Origin of the sequence: Delftia sp. K82, from assembly GCF_002193035.1 — a bacterium.
GTDB lineage: Bacteria > Pseudomonadota > Gammaproteobacteria > Burkholderiales > Burkholderiaceae_C > Comamonas > Comamonas acidovorans.
The window spans coordinates 1,109,338-1,123,920 of record NZ_MYFL01000003.1 but is presented as its reverse complement, the minus strand read 5'-3'; the positions used below and the strand labels follow the sequence as shown (position 1 = coordinate 1,123,920).

Sequence of the window (14,583 nt, the reverse complement as noted above, 5' to 3'; positions counted from 1 at the left end):
ATTTTAGAAATTCAGGAATAAGAAGAAGCTGTGACTGGCTTTGACCTGATGTAAATATTAAAACGTATTTAATATCAATTGTCAATAACCCAACATATTAATTCCTGTCTTTCGCAAGAAACGAGGAATTAATATGTATGCGAGTTTTATTCAGGCTTTGCCTGACAAGGTTAGAAGTGCAGAGTTCAAAGACGAAGGCACCAAATTCAGGAAGCGTGAGAAGGCTCTTGGCTATCGCTATGTGGAGTTAAACCAGCTCTATAAAAAGTTCATTGCATTGGACATTGATACCCCAGGATCTGCCTACCTCTGGGATGAACACGGTCTGCCACCACCAACCATAGTTGTAGTCAACCCAGAGAACGCGCACTGCCACTATCTCTACGAGCTCAACACCCCCGTTTACTACACGGAGGAAGCCCGCAGAGCACCACAAAAGTTCTACGAGGCCACAGACATCGCGCTCACCCGCCTACTCGGTGCGGACGCGGCCTTTACCGGCCACTTGGTCAAGAACCCACTTCACCCAAGCTGGCGCACCATCTGCAACCACCGCAGCTACGACCTAGAAGATTTCCAAGAGTATGGGGTCGATCTCACGCCTCAGCGCCGCAAAGAAGTTCTGCGCGAATCTGGCATTGGCCGAAACACCACCTTGTTTGACACGTTGAGGCACTGGGCCTACGCCGAGGTCAAGCAACACGCCTCTCACACCGTATTTCAACTCGCTGTGGACTCCAAGGCGCTAGCCATCAACGGACACTTCCTAGCCCACGAAAACGGCGTTCTTCCAGCAAAAGAAGTGCTTTCTACTGCCAAGTCAGTCGGCAAATGGACATGGAAGCACAGAGCCAGCATTGGCACACAGAAGAACAGGGGGGTCTTGGAGCTCCCCGCAGACATGCCTATCAAAGAGAAACAGGCCCAAGGCGCTGCCTACACCAATGTAATTCGTACAGAAGCAGTTGACGACAAGATTAAAACGGCAATCCACACATGCAAACAAAGAAGGCTAGAGGTAACTCCAGCGAACTTAGAAAAATGCGGATTAGCAGGCAGCACATTTCGCAAACATAGAGAAGCTACTTTCAACTGGATAAGACTTCTTGCATGAGACTAACTCGTATCTACATAACTAGTTATCTTGTGCCATTACGGTGTATATCAGATAGTTACCCCATCCATTGGGGTCATCAGCACTCGGTTTCCGAAGGACTTTCATCAGAAAATATTGATCGCCGCAGGGCACCTCAATAAAAAATAGGTGTCCGCAGGACTAGAAAAAAGAAGATAAAGCGAAATTGGCGGGCATTAATATTTGACAAATTAAAACCAACTACTAGCATAGAAGAAAGGAGAATATCATGCCAAGAATAACAAAAATTTTGACTCTAGCCATTCTAAGCTGCCTACATGTTGCCTCACACGCTGAAGATAGCAAGTACTTTCCAATTCACAACCTAACCCCCATCAGCTACAACCCATTGACTACAAACTACAATCCTGACTATGACTACTATCCAGGATTGATGGCAAAACAAAGCCAAGGAGGCGATCAAGGTGGAACTGGCTCCGCAGCTTCAGCAGCTAATGCAAGGTCATCTCAAATAGCCGAGTTACAAGCAAAACTTGAACAGCTCAAGCAGCAACGAAACGAAAACACCAAAAGTTTGATGAACTCTTCTATTGGAGAAATGATGACCAGATCAGTGCAAGGGAACCAAATCAATACCGAGATTCAAAACCTTGAGGATAGACTAACAACTTTGATGACTGGTCAAGCACCTGTGAGAGTAATAAATCAAGCAGCACCAAAGCGATCAATAAATTGCTACACATATGGTCTTGGCAACGCATTCACGACCTGCAATTAAAAAAGCACCCGAAGGTGCTTTTTAATCTAACGATTTATTTTGGAAGAAATGAGCTTCCACATCCATGACAAAGATAGCCACGATCATTGAATGCTTGCCAAACTGGGAGGCGTTCTTGATACGCCTTGTTTCGCTTCATGTAAGCGCGAATCTCCCATGCCCACCAAGCCATGATCCCCAACGTGATGAAGGCCAACGGCTCCTTGCTGAAGAGCCAAGGACTAGTTGCCAATGACATCACTGCACCCGCAATGATCTCTAGCTTCTTGGGCTTCTTTGGAGGTGCAAAGCGTGCGGCCAAGTGAGTTTGGCTTGTGCTACTGGTGGTTCCTGCGAACACTCCAGCACCGTCAGTGCCAAGCCCCATCCCATTGACAGCCCCTGTGCTGTATGTGGTTCCAGATTGAAGAACAGCGCGGATAGCTTGGGTATGAGCACCGCCGCATTTTGGACACTGAATAGCCATGATTCCTCTTGTTGCCAGGTTGAATGCTTCGCTGATCTAGGCAAGGCTCTACCAACCTTGCTCTCTCAACCCAACCTATAGGGTTGATACCCAACTTTAACGCATGTTCATCTTCTTGGGTTGACAGACAACCATTGAGGTTGTCAAAGATCGTGGAGTGAGCATGCCGCCAGAGAACAACCAGCACAGAGAGCTATTCAAGAGCATTGGGCGTACCCTTGCCCAGCGCCGCGAGGCCAAGGGCATGACCCAGGACCAAGTCTCAGAAGCTCTCCAGATCGGCACAGAGGCCGTATCACGCATGGAACGAGGGCTCACCATGCCTACCGTCCAGCGCCTGGCAGAGTTGGCCGAGATCTACGACTGCGGAATCGATGAGCTTCTGATAGCCAGCAGCGTCAGGACCAACGACCAGGCCGAACTGATCGCCAAGATTCTTCAAACTCTTCCAGAGGCAGACAGAGCCATGATTGTTGAAGTGGTGCAGAAGATTGCCACCCGCCTGAAGGATCGGCTGTAGCACCAGAAGAAGGCTATGGATTTATGGACAATATGCGCTGCATACCGGCATGCTTGCCGTGGATAACTCTTACGAGTTCCCCACCGCGCAAACCTTCGCCCACAAGCTCCACAGCCACCGACCAACACCTTTTTGATCTTCTCTTCAAGACAAGAGAAAGCCATTGAAGACAAGCTGAGTATCTTTACAATCTTCTTCTTGTTTTTTCGTGATGCGGGGCGCGAGCGCTTGACGCAGGTAGTGACGTCGTTATAGTGAACATGACCGATTGGAGCAATCATGTTCTCACTAAAACCAGGAGCCACACTAAAAACCGCCCCTCATGATCTTGAACAAAACTTTTTGGCTCAATGGATCAACAAGCAACTAGCCTTCAAAGAGGCTTTTTCCAACCTCCCCAACTCTGGCAATTCTTTCTCGCCAAGCCAGATTGATGCCATTATTGCTCTTCGTAGGAAGAGCGCTGAAAAGCAATCCCATGACTGACCAGTCACCCTTGCCAGACGAGGAAATTTGGGATCAGCTTTTGAACTCCGAAGACAGCAAAAGGTTTTTGGACGAGCAGATTAAGGAAGCTGAAAGGCTTTTAGATCAAGAAAACGACTAAAGCACCTTCGGGTGCTTTTTTGTTGTCTCACCATCTGATCTTTATTCCTGAAGTACCTTCGCCTTCTAGGTACTTCTTGCGCATGGCAAGTATCTTGTTCTCAACAGCCTTCACAGGTCTGTCATAGGCACTTCTTACCTCATGCAGCTTTTTTGGGTTGAAGGCTTTACGCTGGCTCTTGAATTCTTCTTCAGAGATCTGAACGGCGCGGTTGTACCACTCCCTTGTGCCATCAGCCCCTTCAACAGCGGGGCCATCGTCGCGGTGTAGCTCACCAGCCTGATACCACGCTGTAGCACCACTTGTAGCTTCTACCGCTGGGCCGTCTTCGCGGTGCAAGTTGCCATTGAGATACCAAGAGCAACTGCCATCAGCATTGAGAACGGCGGGACCGTCTTCACGGTGCCTCGCACCATTGACCCACCACTCCTGACTTCCATCACCCCAGAGGACAGCAGGACCATCTGTTCGGTGGAGGCGTCCGTGGACATACCAAGATTTGGTGCCGTCAGGCTCAACACAAGCCGGGCCATCTTCACGATGAAGTTCATCGTTGAAGTACCAAAGCTCTATGTTGTCCTCTTGGTAGCGTCCATTTTTCATACGCACCTCCGCGCTCAAATAATTCAAAGACTAGCGCATTTTCAAAATCGATCAAGCTGTGGACGCTATCGGATCTTCAACCCACGTATTCCGTGGGCCTCCTCATGAACAGTACGAGATCTTTATCTTTCACAAGCGCACAATTCGTTTTGTTGATTGATGCAAATTAAATTAAACATCAATCAGCAAAGACCCGACAAAAGCCAACCAAGTGAAATTCGTCAATTTGGAAGGAGGGTTTAAACAATGACATAAAGGAAATCATCATGGAAAACACAGCTCAAATTCATCTCGTTATCAAAGGCATTCCCCACGGACTTCTCACCCCAAAAGAGTTTATTGAAACAAAGTTTGGAAAAGAGATGGCTGCAAATCTTTCCTCCAACGGCGACAAACCAGAAGAAAATCTCATTCCATTCTTGGTGGCCTATCAATACATGGATCTCAAAGCGCAGTTGATGGCTTTGGGCAAACATGAAGAGCCTTCCACCCCAGAAGGTGAAGAAGCACTTCGTGACTTGGCAGTTCAGAACGTTTCTGAGAGCTTCCAGGAGATTGTTCAAGGGCTCGGAAGCGAGGGCATGAGCGTGATCTTGTCAGCCGTCACCCAGCAGCAAGTTCGTGTGATTCTCAGCTAAAGGAGAAGCACATGAACGACAACAAAATTGACCTTGGGGTTGACTGCTTGACCTACTGCATTCGTGGCATGAATGAGAGGCTTATCACTCACGCACAATCAGAAGCTGGACGGCGCTTCTTGAAATTGTGGAAGCGAATTAGCCCTTCAGTGCATGAACGAATTCGTGAGTTCATCTTGTACTACAACTCGGCCTTTATGGCTCAAGCGCTGGGCTACACGACGAACAACAAAGATGCCTTTGATGTGTTGACCTCCCCCATGTTCATGGAGCTTCAACACGAACTTGCCGACACGGTTCACCAGAACTTTGATCTTCTTTTTTCAAAGCTGACAAGGCAGCAGCGCAGGAAGCTTCAAGCATTGGCAGCATAAACAAAAGCACCCATTGAGGTGCTTTTTTACATTCGCCGACCAAACATGCTGACTACCTTTCGCGCTCGCACTATCTCTTCAATTTCAGGCGTTAGTGTCTTGTGTAGCTCAAGCATCGCTTCAGTCACCAAACATCCTTCAAACCAAAATTCTTCTGTCTTCAGCTTGCCGCTACCACGCACAACAGCAGGACCATCTTCACGGTGAAGGAGGCCGTTCTTGGTCCAGCGCTGCACCTGATTGTCCGCGACACACTTTAGCTTTTCCAAGCTTCGCTCCAAAAGTTGTCGTCCCATGCTAACGCGCATCTTCTTGATCTGCGACCCTGTATCAGTGAAAATCATATGAATTTAACTAATACTCGCAGAGCATGAGCCGGCAACTTCAACTAAGACACCTCGTAGGCCAGCGCATTAGAAATATGCGCAAGAGTGCTGGGCTCAGTCAGGAGAAAGCTGCTGAACTTCTGGATCTGAGCACAGAAGGCTACGCCAAATATGAGCGCGGTGACAGCAGTCCCAACATCATGTTCTTGGACAAGCTATCAAAGGCTTTTAACTGCACGATTGTGGAGCTGATAACTGAAACCAGTGTGGGCCTGAGCAGCCAGGCGCAGCACATTGCCAACCTCATGGAAGGTCTTGGCAGCAGCGACAGAGATGAAGTCGTAAAGATCGTTGAGAGTGTCTGCGCCGTTGCTCATAAGAAATACAAGAAGCAGCCTAACCAGTAGCACTCCTGCCGAGGGCTCCTACTTCATTTCCAAGCCTGGATCAGACTTGAAAATAAAGCAGGTCGATAGAAATCTATTATTTGGCTACATCGAACTGCAAGACCTCTTCAAAGACTCTGTTGCGAGCCTTTGCATCCTTGATCAACGCAGAGGCAGGCATGACGTACAGGTGGAGGGGGATCTCATTGTTGCTTCCAATGAGAAAATCATTGTAGACAACCCGATCATTCAACGAAAATACATCCTTGAAGCCCGTTTGTTTCATGTCTCTATAGAAAGCATCATCGATTTCCACCACTGAGAAGGCGAATACTTCCAGCACGGTAGGAATTCTGTCTGCAAGCTCACTAGCATAGAGCCTGCACTGCATGAGAGCCTTATTGTTCTCAAAGATGTCGGCACCGGGCTTTTTGAACTCAATGATCACCAACTTGTTGGGGTGGTTCTCATCATCCTTGGAGAAGAAAGCAGCAACGTCCGGGCGACGGTTCTGCTTTTCAGCAACTACTTGCCCGACTTCTTCAATGATCTTGGCTAATGTCTCGTCGCTGTAGATGTTGGAGTAGGACAGGAATTTGTCGTCCACCAACCAAACATTGTTCTCTCGTATTTCACTGCCATCGCTTCGCTTGGGCAAGATCGCATTGTGCAGGGCATCTTCTGCGCTGCTGGGAGGCATCTTCGCAAGTGAGTCAATCACCAATGCACGGTGAACAATGAAGCGTGCCAGGTCTTCACTCGCCAAGTGGGAGACATCGTCCCATGACACTGGACGGCCACTTTCCAGCGCATCAATAAGCTGATCTTCTCTCCTAGCCTGCTGGGCACGGTAGGTCTTGACCACCTCGTCGGCGTCCAGCAGCGCGGCATTGCCCCCCAGAGAATCGAGCTTGATGAAGGGGTAATACTTCTTCAGCTTATCAACATTCTGGCTCTTGAATTGATCAACGTCGCCTTCAGCGGCTTCGTCAATCATCTTCATACATTCCTCGTGAATACGAGGCGTCAGCTTCTCCCGGCTGATAGGTGAAACCATATCCACGTCTTCATCTGTCTTTGGCAGTTCAAGGCGTTGGCGTTCAATGTTTGATCGTTGATTGAAGTAGTCTGACGTGACAAAGATCAGATGGCGGCAAATATCAAACCGCTTGCTGATGATGTATTCTTCAATACATAGCTCATCAGCACAGAGCATTGCCACAATGCCTTTTCTTGGCGGCTCATCCCTGAACAAGTAGCAGTTGAATTTCTGATCCAAAAATTCAAACTCTCTTGTCAACTCAGCCTTGATAGCCTCACCAGAAAAGGTGAAATTGTCATCAAAAGGCTGTCTTGAATTGTGGGTAAATTTCAGTGTGATGCTGTGACCAGCCTGATGCTTGAGAAAAAGGAGCAAGCGCAGATCATCACAAATGGCGTTCACCAACTTGGTGACTTGTGTGTTGATCTTCTCTTTCAACTCCATCAAGGTGATGCTAGTACTAACAGCCCCACCGATGGCCGACTTCTTAACATCTTCCAACTTGAACTCAGGTGTGTAGTCAAACTCTACTAGTTCACTAGAAAGCTGACTTCTGACTTTGACGGATTTGGCATATTTAAGAAATGCCAGCCGCCCAACGCCTTTACCGCCGATGCTGTCCTTATGACCAGTGCAAACTTCATCAAAGAAGTTCAGATTCTCAGAGGTAAAACCCTCGCCATCATCAACAATGGTGATTGTTTCAAGCACTCGTCTTTCTTCAGTGCCCGGAGTGAGTTCTTGTTGCTTCTCCGAGAAATGAAGATCAACCGAAATATTTTTGCTTCCCGCATGAATAGAGTTGGTCAACGCCTCTCTAATCACATCGCGAGCACTGACACCACCCCTATAGTGTTCAGCGATGAACTTTCTTAGATTGATTCTTGCCATCGATGCTCCACTAGATAAAGGTCATATGGCCTTTAGAAAGACCATCAATCAACTAGTAAATTGTACCTTGCGAGCGTTGATCTAGGCAATGCTCCCAGAGTGTGCGCACGCCAGTGAGAACGCTCCGACGTTCCTTGACCACGTGAGGCCGGGGCCGCCACCAGGCATGTGCGCTACAGGTGGATCACTCCACACTCAACGAGCCATTGGGCAGCTTGTTCTTTCGCATGATGGAAGCAAGCACCACCTGAAGCTCTTGGAGCCTTTGGGCCTCATCTGGAATGGTGAAGGCTTGAATCAGATCTCGTAAATCTGCCACTGACACTAGCAGTTCAGATTGAGTGGTTACGGCCTCTTTATTGTAGTGAAATTCAATGCCCTTCATTTTCAATTGCCAAGGTCACTGCTTTCTGAATGCTCCAAGTCTTTGAACCATTTCTTCTTCAATGACTGTTTTACATCTTCTTTGAGCAAGTGTTCTATTCTTGATTCCATAGAAACACCCATTTCTTTACAAGCAAGCTTGAACAGAAGATGGAGTTGAAAATCTATATTTGCAGTCACGCGAACTTTTCTATTCGGATCTACCTTTCTTGGAATGCTCATCATTCATCTCCGCTTACGTTATTTGAATCGAAATCGCTTCCATCAGCGGGAAACGCATCATCGCGTGCTTCACCAACTGCCTTTCTCAGCTTTTCAAAATACTGCCCTTCTTTGCCAGACGTGTAGTTTAGGAACCACTTTTGCTTCATCTGATAGTCCAGATCTTTTTCCACCAACTCTTCAAGCTGATCCTCAAAGTTGACGCGCTTCGCTCCATAAACATACTTCGCAAGCTGATAAAGACCTCTAGACATACGAGGCCCAATCCTTACGGTTGTTATTTCATTCTTTATGCTTTTCTTGGTCATGACGATTTTTCTCCATATCTCTCATGACTCATTCAAACGTATTTTTTTTCGAAGTCAACCCAGATGACGGACTGAGTTCATGTCGCATAGCTACATAGATGATGAGTTTGTCTTATGTCGCATAGCTACATATATGATCAATTTGCCTTATGTCGCATGAAAACATACATGATGATTCTGTCCTGTGTCTCATAGCGACATCATCCTCTATTGATTTTATTCACGATGACACAGTCCGCGTTTTATCCATAGAAATTTTCAGTCATAGAAAATCTGCGCATACTGCTGATGATCGTTGACTTCGATTTTGGTCCTGCTAAGGTATTAATAAGCACCGTTACTCCAACCCCCTACAAATTCAAGAAAACGGGAAAAAGAGGTTTAAGCAAGGTCAATCAATCCTACGTATACCCCTTTGGGCTAACTTTAGGCTTGAATATCGTGGGTTTTACCCACACCCGCTGCTGCGCGAGGCTCGATAAAAAAACAAGAACAAAGGAGGCCCCAATGGCACACCCCATAAAAGAAAAAGACCCGACTCTTAAAAGAAGAGCAGGCCAAGCTGGCGTAGAAGCCAATAGAAAAATTCGCAGCAAGCGATTTGAAATCAGGTTCACACCTGAAGAATGGGTGGCACTCCAACAACGTGCCAGTGAAGCAGGTGCATCTTCAGCAGCGATCTACGCTCGTTCTGTCTTGCTTCCATCTAACCACTTAGCCGACCAAGAAACGAAGGCCGAACACAAGTTGCGTGTTCAGCTTTTGGCATCTCTTGGAAAGATTGGTAGCAACATAAATCAGATCGCCCGTTCACTCAACCGCATGAAGATGTGGAACGACACCACCAAAGGCATGTTCCAAGAACTCACCAAAATTCAGGAAGGAGTGAGCACCATAAGCCAATTATTAAAGGAGAAGAAATGAGCACAACAAATGGAATACCAGATGATTATTCAGGAATAGTGAAATTCACACTCACTGAGACTGACTTTGCTACTGGCGCGGAAAAGTCCGCCATCTATACAAAGCACTATCGCAACGGCGAACTACATAAAAAAGATGGGCCTGCTGTGCTTCTTGAAGGCAAACCACATCAATGGTGGGTTCATGGCCGTCAATACTCTGAAGAAGAGTACGACCACTTCTTGGCGAAGAAGGCTCTCAAAGAGAAGCTTGAGTCCAACCTTGGTGAGAAAGGAAGCACTAGCAGAGGGAAGATATGAATGTCACGATCTTTCCTACTGGAAAAGGAGGTTCTGAATCAGCCGTTAGATACCTACTCAGCGACACTGACCATGCTGGCAAGAAGCGCGCTGTCATGCCTGAGATCCTGTTTGGCGATCCAGACACCTTCACAGCAATCGCCAACGCCACCAAAAGGCAGCACAAGTACACCTCTGGGGTCATAGCTTTTCGTGACCAGGAAACGATCACAGCCGACCAGGTCACCACCCTCATCGAGACATTCCGTGCGACGTTTCTGCCTGGCCTGAAGGTGGATGAGAACTTCGCAGACTTTTGGGTGATGCACCGCGAAAAAGGAAACGTTGAACTGCATTTCCTTGTCGCCAACACTGAATTGGTCTGCACTCAGCAACTAAATATTCATCCACCGGGTGAGAAGAACATCCAGTTCTTCAATGCGTTCAGCGCCGTCATGAACGACACCTTCGGATTCGCGCAGGTGGTGCCCGATCCTCTCAAGATCAGCCTCAAGCCCTTTGAAGCAAAGTCTCCCAATGGGAAGAAGGACAAGAAGGCCAAAGACGACTTCGCCAAGGTGCTCCACACAGAGATCGTGGGTGGCTTCATCCAGGATCGCAACCAACTCATTGGCTACCTGAAACACCACGGCGTGGACGTGCCCGCTGTAGGCACAGACTTCATCACGGTGCGTCTGCCTAGTGCGAACAAGAACACTCGCCTGAAGGGGGCACTGTTTGCCAAGGGAAGCGACTACGCCGCACTCGTAGCCGAGCACCACCAGTCCAAGATTCCGAAGTTCTTGACCCCTACAGAGGCCCAGGACCAGCGAGAGAAGCTGATCGCCGGCATAGCGGCACGCATGGCATTCAACCAGCGCCGCTACCTCACCCCCAAGCCAGGTGCGAAACGCAGCCATAGAGCCAGCAAAAGGCTACCTACAGCCAACTGACCCTGCCTCGTTTCCACGTACACCAAGTCATGCAGCCAAACGAGCGTTCTCCCAGGTCACTGGGGGCAGGAAGCCGTTGGCCGAGTGCAGGCGCTGGCGGTTGTACCAGCCCTCGATCCAATCGACTATGTCCAGCCTGGCCTGCGCTCGCGTGTCGTAGCGTACCTGATGGATGCGCTCGACCTTCAGCGTCTTGAAGAAGCTCTCCATCGGCGCGTTGTCCCAGGCATTGGCCTTCCTGCTCATGGACATCGTGATGCCCAGCTCGGCGGCCAGTGCCCGGTAGCGCCCGCCGGCATACTGCGACCCGCGGTCGGTGTGGACCAGCAGCCCCTTGGCAGGTTTGCGCAGCCACCATGCCGACTTCAAAGCGGAGCACACCAGCGTGGCGTCGATGGTCTCGGACATCGACCAGCCGACGATGCGCCGACTGGCCAGGTCCAGCACGGCGGCCAGGTACAGCCAGCCCTCGCAGGTGGGCACGTACGTGATGTCCGCCACCCACGCCTGGTCGCTCTGCCAACCATCAAAGCGCCGATCCAGCAGATTCGGCGCCACCGGCAAACGGTGCGCCGAGTCGGTGGTCGTCACGAACGGCTTTCTGTACACCGGGCGCAGGCCCTGGCGCCGCAGGCTCTTTCGCACTCGCTCGGCGCTGACGACCTCTCCCTGCTGGCGCAGCTTGTGAACGATCCGAGGGCGGCCATAGCTTCGACGGCTGGCATCGTGGATGGCCGCCACCTTGGCGTCCAGAGCCTGGTTGGCCAGCGTGTTGGGACTGGGCGGGCGCACGCGCCATTGGCAGTAGCCGCTGCGAGACACCTGCAGCACGCGGCAAAGCCGACTGACGGTGTATTGGTCGCGATGCTCGTCGATCCAGGCGTACTTCATCGCGACCCCCTGGCGAAGTACGCCGTCGCTTTTCGAAGGACTTCCACATCCAGCTTCGCGTCGGCCAGTTCTCTGCGCAGGCGGCTGTTCTCCGCCTCCAGTTCACTCACGGGGCGGCGCGCAGGCGCCTCGGTGGGCGGCACAGCCGCGCCACTGCCGCCGCTCGCTGCGACACCTCGCCTGGACCAGTTGCCCAACGTTGCCACCGGCACGCCCAGGCGACGTGCTGCCTCGTGTCCGCCGACTGACGCCGCGAGTCTGACGGCCTCAGCCTTGAATTCCTGTGTGTACTGCCGCTTGGGCAGCTTGCCTTCTTTCATTTCGATTCTCCGTACCTCTGAAGTTATCAACTTCTTGCTGTACGTGAAATCGAGGCAGGGTCAAACCTCCCACACCACGTAGCACGCCGCAAGGACGAGCTGGATCAGATGGTCAAACCGGTGCCTATTAAGGAAGGCCGAGCAGAGTTACAGGCCCACCTAGACACGCTGAAAGAGCAATCTGCCCCAGCCGCCAAAAGCGCAGCTTCTCACCTTCCACACCACGCGGCCCGTAGCAAGGACGACCATGAGATCGCAGCGAGTGTGCCCGGTGGCACTGGTGGTGCTGTCGGTAGCCTAGAAGCGCAGATCGGCAGCTTGTCCATGCAGTACCACAGCCTTCTTCTCATGCTGGCTGGAGCCAAAGGAAGAAGAGCTTCCCAGATCAGGACTCAGATCATGGCCTTGGAGCAAAAGCTATCAGCCTTAAATCTTGAGATTGAAAAGAAGAAGCTTCAAGACAAGAGCACACCACAGCCAAAAATTACATAAGCACCTTCGGGTGCTTTTCTTTTGATCACACAGTTAAATTCATATGAACTTAACTTGACAACAGCAATTCTTCTGCTAGATGTACAGCAGGAGAATTTTTTAATGATTAAGAAGAAGAACAATGCTTACAGACTTATCAAGACCAATACACCAAAGCTGGCACTCATACATCACGCCACAGGCTTTTCACCCAATCGCCTAGCCTCGCTGTTTTTGAAAGTCACTGCGCAAGAAGACCTAGTTATCCAGAAGAAAACCAAGGATGGTTTTTGGGATTGGAAGCTAGCAGACGATACCGCCTACAAATATCTCAAGAAAGAGATCACGGCGTATCTCAAGAAGAATGTTGACACCTCAACATTTCAGCTCATGCTGGAGCACTTCAATACGAACTACCTGACCAAAGAATATTTCGGGGAAGACTACCAATCTTTGGTGAACACCTACCAATTCCAAGAGGGCCCGTTGAAAGACTTCGTGCGCGAAGCTTTCATAGCGATCAATCCCCTGACTGCAGATATGTCACCTCAAGAGAGAGCCATGCGCAACCAGAGATTGGGCAAGATTTCTGTGAAGCATTGGATCGGTGACATCACTAACTACGACTACTTCAGCCAAGCACCTGGATTCATGATGAGCAATGTTCAGCAGGCACTTCAATACATTGACCTGTACATCATGAACCTACTCCATGAAAAGCAGCTTGATAGCGAACTGAGTAATCTTTCAGTCAATCAAAGGTTAGAGCAAAAGCTGATTCCGAAAGCATCCGCTACCAAGATCAAGAAACCAAAAATCTAACAACCACAGGAGACAAAATGAGATCACTCAAAGAAATAGAAGAAGAAATGGATAGGAACGTGCCACTTGGAAATATTGGTAAGGTCATGGATCTTGTTGACGAGCACGGCAACACAATGGACGAGATGTTCAAAGCAATCATCGATGGCGATTTGGATCGTATCTACTACCTAGAACAATTCGGACTAGATATGACCGGGGAGTCGTTCGTTGTAGCAGCCGTGCGCAACGATCAACTAATGGTTGTTGCTAACCAAGTCCGCAGAGGTTTGGACGTTGACCTACTCATCGCCATAGCGGAACGCGAAGGCAATCAACTTATCTGGAATTGGGCCAAGTGCTGGAAGTCAATCGAGGCACGAAACGCCAGTAGATCAATCAAATAAAAAGCACCCAATCGGGTGCTTTTTCTATTTAATAGTTAAATTTAACTGAATCTACCTCTTCTTCAGCCCACCCTTTTCTATTTGATAACTCATTGTATCAAACAAGAAATCGGCAAGAGTTTTTGCAGCATTCACCGCAAGCTTCGCATGATGCCGACTTGGTTTGTAAGCGACTCCGTGCGCATCAGACATCTTGTTGCGCATTGCTGCCAAACCATTAATGATATTAGAGAGGCCCGAAAGAACCTGCTTCAAAGACTCGTTGATGTCCTGCCTGCTTGGGTCAAGGTTAAGCAGCTTTCGCACCCGATTGAAGAGTTTTACCAAGTCGCCATCGTTGCCTAAAGCATTGGGATCAAGGTCAGCCTCAATCTTCGTGCAGACGGCTTCAATCAAACTTCTGGCGTTCGTGATCGCTCCAGAGTAGTCCCCGCTTTCAATCTTTTCACGGCACTTCTGGATCTGCTCTTCGATGAGAAGTTCGCTCAACTCTTCGGACTCCGCAAATCGGTTTTCAACCTCAATGACAGCACCCGAAAGCTCACGCACCTTGTAGAAGTTGCCATCCCGAACTACTTCGTAGCCGTCATAACGAAGGATCTCATTGACCTGTTCGGCACACCCTTCAACAGTGCCATTGCTGACCCCAAGCCACAGCCTTGGATCGAGCAATTCCCGCAATGCATCTTTTAGCTTGGGCTTGCCATTGAGCTCTGCGACCTTTTCTTTGGCGAAGGTGGCACGACTCGGAAACCCTTGTCCATAGACTTCACGAAAGCCAAGCTTGTTGAAGTAAGCGACAAGTTTTGGGCCAGTCCTATAAGGCCAGCCATCAGCATCACCAGCTATGAACTCGCCTACCCTCTGTGTTGAGTAATCAGACAGCTTCATTCATAC

The 14,583-nt window shown here is 49.3% G+C and carries 21 protein-coding genes; 13 read left to right on the top strand and 8 right to left on the bottom strand.

Translation table 11 applies throughout. The features are described 5' to 3' along the window. The first annotated feature begins 133 nt into the window (after positions 1–133). The 4 genes from KDK82_RS21895 to KDK82_RS32240 all read left to right on the top strand — a co-directional run bounded on the left by KDK82_RS21895 (position 134) and on the right by KDK82_RS32240 (position 3,346). The gene (locus KDK82_RS21895; RefSeq protein ID WP_088166191.1) at positions 134–1,114 is read left to right on the top strand and encodes a replication initiation protein; all 981 of its coding nucleotides are present in this window, start codon (positions 134–136) and stop codon (positions 1,112–1,114) included. Positions 1,115–1,364: 250 nt separating this feature from the next. After that, positions 1,365–1,874, top strand: a complete 510-nt coding sequence (locus tag KDK82_RS32245; RefSeq protein WP_143343512.1) for a hypothetical protein — start codon at positions 1,365–1,367, stop codon at positions 1,872–1,874. Between the two features lie 629 nt (positions 1,875–2,503). Next, positions 2,504–2,860 (top strand): helix-turn-helix domain-containing protein, encoded by a 357-nt coding sequence (locus KDK82_RS21890; RefSeq protein WP_088166190.1) that lies wholly within the window; start codon positions 2,504–2,506, stop codon positions 2,858–2,860. Between the two features lie 279 nt (positions 2,861–3,139). Beyond that, complete coding sequence (locus KDK82_RS32240) at positions 3,140–3,346, top strand: hypothetical protein (RefSeq protein ID WP_143343511.1); 207 nt, start codon at positions 3,140–3,142, stop codon at positions 3,344–3,346. A 148-nt stretch (positions 3,347–3,494) separates the two neighbouring features. Here KDK82_RS32240 and KDK82_RS32235 read toward each other — a convergent pair whose 3' ends face one another. Further along, positions 3,495–4,070, bottom strand: coding sequence for a hypothetical protein (locus tag KDK82_RS32235; RefSeq protein WP_143343510.1), 576 nt, complete (start codon positions 4,068–4,070; stop codon positions 3,495–3,497). Positions 4,071–4,336: 266 nt separating this feature from the next. Between KDK82_RS32235 and KDK82_RS32230 the strand changes: the two genes are divergently transcribed. Continuing rightward, positions 4,337–4,708 (top strand): hypothetical protein, encoded by a 372-nt coding sequence (locus KDK82_RS32230; protein ID WP_143343509.1) that lies wholly within the window; start codon positions 4,337–4,339, stop codon positions 4,706–4,708. An 11-nt stretch (positions 4,709–4,719) separates the two neighbouring features. Then, complete coding sequence (locus KDK82_RS21875) at positions 4,720–5,082, top strand: hypothetical protein (protein ID WP_088166187.1); 363 nt, start codon at positions 4,720–4,722, stop codon at positions 5,080–5,082. 26 nt (positions 5,083–5,108) lie between these two features. On the opposite strand, the gene KDK82_RS21870 is transcribed toward KDK82_RS21875, so the two are convergent. Then, positions 5,109–5,378 carry a hypothetical protein gene (locus KDK82_RS21870; protein ID WP_143343508.1) on the bottom strand — a complete coding sequence of 90 codons (270 nt, stop codon included), beginning with the start codon at positions 5,376–5,378 and terminating at the stop codon, positions 5,109–5,111. 74 nt (positions 5,379–5,452) lie between these two features. Here KDK82_RS21870 and KDK82_RS21865 point away from each other — a divergent pair, with 74 nt between their 5' ends. Next, a complete protein-coding gene (locus KDK82_RS21865; protein ID WP_088166185.1) occupies positions 5,453–5,815 on the top strand; it encodes a helix-turn-helix domain-containing protein in 363 nt (120 codons plus the stop codon). A 76-nt stretch (positions 5,816–5,891) separates the two neighbouring features. Here KDK82_RS21865 and KDK82_RS21860 read toward each other — a convergent pair whose 3' ends face one another. From KDK82_RS21860 to KDK82_RS32220, 4 genes are all read right to left on the bottom strand, one after another. Then, positions 5,892–7,727: an ATP-binding protein gene (locus tag KDK82_RS21860; protein ID WP_088166184.1), complete on the bottom strand. Its 1,836-nt coding sequence runs from the start codon at positions 7,725–7,727 to the stop codon at positions 5,892–5,894. A gap of 184 nt (positions 7,728–7,911) precedes the next feature. Next, on the bottom strand, positions 7,912–8,112 hold the full coding sequence (locus KDK82_RS21855) for a hypothetical protein (RefSeq protein WP_088166183.1): 201 nt from the start codon (positions 8,110–8,112) through the stop codon (positions 7,912–7,914). 2 nt (positions 8,113–8,114) lie between these two features. Then, positions 8,115–8,333 (bottom strand): hypothetical protein, encoded by a 219-nt coding sequence (locus KDK82_RS32225; protein WP_143343507.1) that lies wholly within the window; start codon positions 8,331–8,333, stop codon positions 8,115–8,117. Then, the gene (locus KDK82_RS32220; RefSeq protein ID WP_143343506.1) at positions 8,333–8,641 is read right to left on the bottom strand and encodes a hypothetical protein; all 309 of its coding nucleotides are present in this window, start codon (positions 8,639–8,641) and stop codon (positions 8,333–8,335) included. Before KDK82_RS32220 ends, KDK82_RS32225 begins: the two co-directional genes overlap by 1 nt. 288 nt (positions 8,642–8,929) lie before the next feature. Between KDK82_RS32220 and mobC the strand changes: the two genes are divergently transcribed. The 3 genes from mobC (at position 8,930) to KDK82_RS21845 (ending at position 10,796) form a co-directional block, all read left to right on the top strand. Next, positions 8,930–9,565, top strand: coding sequence for a plasmid mobilization relaxosome protein MobC (gene mobC, locus KDK82_RS21850; RefSeq protein ID WP_088166182.1), 636 nt, complete (start codon positions 8,930–8,932; stop codon positions 9,563–9,565). Then, positions 9,562–9,864, top strand: a complete 303-nt coding sequence (locus tag KDK82_RS32215) for a hypothetical protein (RefSeq protein ID WP_143343505.1) — start codon at positions 9,562–9,564, stop codon at positions 9,862–9,864. Before mobC ends, KDK82_RS32215 begins: the two co-directional genes overlap by 4 nt. A gap of 95 nt (positions 9,865–9,959) precedes the next feature. Next, entirely contained in the window at positions 9,960–10,796 is an 837-nt protein-coding gene (locus KDK82_RS21845; RefSeq protein WP_088166181.1) for a hypothetical protein, read from the top strand. Between the two features lie 27 nt (positions 10,797–10,823). Here KDK82_RS21845 and KDK82_RS21840 read toward each other — a convergent pair. Beyond that, positions 10,824–12,007, bottom strand: a protein-coding gene (locus tag KDK82_RS21840) for an IS3 family transposase (RefSeq protein WP_088165044.1) whose coding sequence is annotated in 2 segments (ribosomal slippage) — positions 10,824–11,716 and positions 11,716–12,007 — 1,185 coding nt in all. Because the reading frame shifts where the segments join, the coding sequence is not laid out codon by codon here. A 108-nt stretch (positions 12,008–12,115) separates the two neighbouring features. Between KDK82_RS21840 and KDK82_RS32210 the strand changes: the two genes are divergently transcribed. The 3 genes from KDK82_RS32210 to KDK82_RS21830 all read left to right on the top strand — a co-directional run bounded on the left by KDK82_RS32210 (position 12,116) and on the right by KDK82_RS21830 (position 13,686). Next, on the top strand, positions 12,116–12,499 hold the full coding sequence (locus tag KDK82_RS32210; protein WP_143343504.1) for a hypothetical protein: 384 nt from the start codon (positions 12,116–12,118) through the stop codon (positions 12,497–12,499). Positions 12,500–12,601: 102 nt separating this feature from the next. Continuing rightward, positions 12,602–13,300, top strand: coding sequence for a hypothetical protein (locus tag KDK82_RS21835; protein ID WP_088166180.1), 699 nt, complete (start codon positions 12,602–12,604; stop codon positions 13,298–13,300). Between the two features lie 17 nt (positions 13,301–13,317). After that, positions 13,318–13,686, top strand: coding sequence for a hypothetical protein (locus tag KDK82_RS21830; protein ID WP_143343503.1), 369 nt, complete (start codon positions 13,318–13,320; stop codon positions 13,684–13,686). A gap of 51 nt (positions 13,687–13,737) precedes the next feature. Here KDK82_RS21830 and KDK82_RS21825 read toward each other — a convergent pair whose 3' ends face one another. Continuing rightward, a complete protein-coding gene (locus tag KDK82_RS21825; RefSeq protein WP_088166178.1) occupies positions 13,738–14,577 on the bottom strand; it encodes an abortive infection family protein in 840 nt (279 codons plus the stop codon). Positions 14,578–14,583: the final 6 nt, after the last annotated feature.

Excerpts from the sequence above, each read along its gene's own strand:
- KDK82_RS21895 (WP_088166191.1), top strand. The coding sequence starts at position 134 with ATGTATGCGAGTTTTATTCAGGCTTTGCCTGACAAGGTTAGAAGTGCA.
- KDK82_RS32245 (WP_143343512.1), top strand. The coding sequence starts at position 1,365 with ATGCCAAGAATAACAAAAATTTTGACTCTAGCCATTCTAAGCTGCCTA.
- KDK82_RS21890 (WP_088166190.1), top strand. The coding sequence starts at position 2,504 with ATGCCGCCAGAGAACAACCAGCACAGAGAGCTATTCAAGAGCATTGGG.
- KDK82_RS32240 (WP_143343511.1), top strand. The coding sequence starts at position 3,140 with ATGTTCTCACTAAAACCAGGAGCCACACTAAAAACCGCCCCTCATGAT.
- KDK82_RS32235 (WP_143343510.1), bottom strand. The coding sequence starts at position 4,070 with ATGAAAAATGGACGCTACCAAGAGGACAACATAGAGCTTTGGTACTTC.
- KDK82_RS32230 (WP_143343509.1), top strand. The coding sequence starts at position 4,337 with ATGGAAAACACAGCTCAAATTCATCTCGTTATCAAAGGCATTCCCCAC.
- KDK82_RS21875 (WP_088166187.1), top strand. The coding sequence starts at position 4,720 with ATGAACGACAACAAAATTGACCTTGGGGTTGACTGCTTGACCTACTGC.
- KDK82_RS21870 (WP_143343508.1), bottom strand. The coding sequence starts at position 5,378 with ATGGGACGACAACTTTTGGAGCGAAGCTTGGAAAAGCTAAAGTGTGTC.
- KDK82_RS21865 (WP_088166185.1), top strand. The coding sequence starts at position 5,453 with ATGAGCCGGCAACTTCAACTAAGACACCTCGTAGGCCAGCGCATTAGA.
- KDK82_RS21860 (WP_088166184.1), bottom strand. The coding sequence starts at position 7,727 with ATGGCAAGAATCAATCTAAGAAAGTTCATCGCTGAACACTATAGGGGT.
- KDK82_RS21855 (WP_088166183.1), bottom strand. The coding sequence starts at position 8,112 with ATGAAGGGCATTGAATTTCACTACAATAAAGAGGCCGTAACCACTCAA.
- KDK82_RS32225 (WP_143343507.1), bottom strand. The coding sequence starts at position 8,333 with ATGAGCATTCCAAGAAAGGTAGATCCGAATAGAAAAGTTCGCGTGACT.
- KDK82_RS32220 (WP_143343506.1), bottom strand. The coding sequence starts at position 8,641 with ATGACCAAGAAAAGCATAAAGAATGAAATAACAACCGTAAGGATTGGG.
- mobC (WP_088166182.1), top strand. The coding sequence starts at position 8,930 with ATGATCGTTGACTTCGATTTTGGTCCTGCTAAGGTATTAATAAGCACC.
- KDK82_RS32215 (WP_143343505.1), top strand. The coding sequence starts at position 9,562 with ATGAGCACAACAAATGGAATACCAGATGATTATTCAGGAATAGTGAAA.
- KDK82_RS21845 (WP_088166181.1), top strand. The coding sequence starts at position 9,960 with ATGCCTGAGATCCTGTTTGGCGATCCAGACACCTTCACAGCAATCGCC.
- KDK82_RS32210 (WP_143343504.1), top strand. The coding sequence starts at position 12,116 with ATGGTCAAACCGGTGCCTATTAAGGAAGGCCGAGCAGAGTTACAGGCC.
- KDK82_RS21835 (WP_088166180.1), top strand. The coding sequence starts at position 12,602 with ATGATTAAGAAGAAGAACAATGCTTACAGACTTATCAAGACCAATACA.
- KDK82_RS21830 (WP_143343503.1), top strand. The coding sequence starts at position 13,318 with ATGAGATCACTCAAAGAAATAGAAGAAGAAATGGATAGGAACGTGCCA.
- KDK82_RS21825 (WP_088166178.1), bottom strand. The coding sequence starts at position 14,577 with ATGAAGCTGTCTGATTACTCAACACAGAGGGTAGGCGAGTTCATAGCT.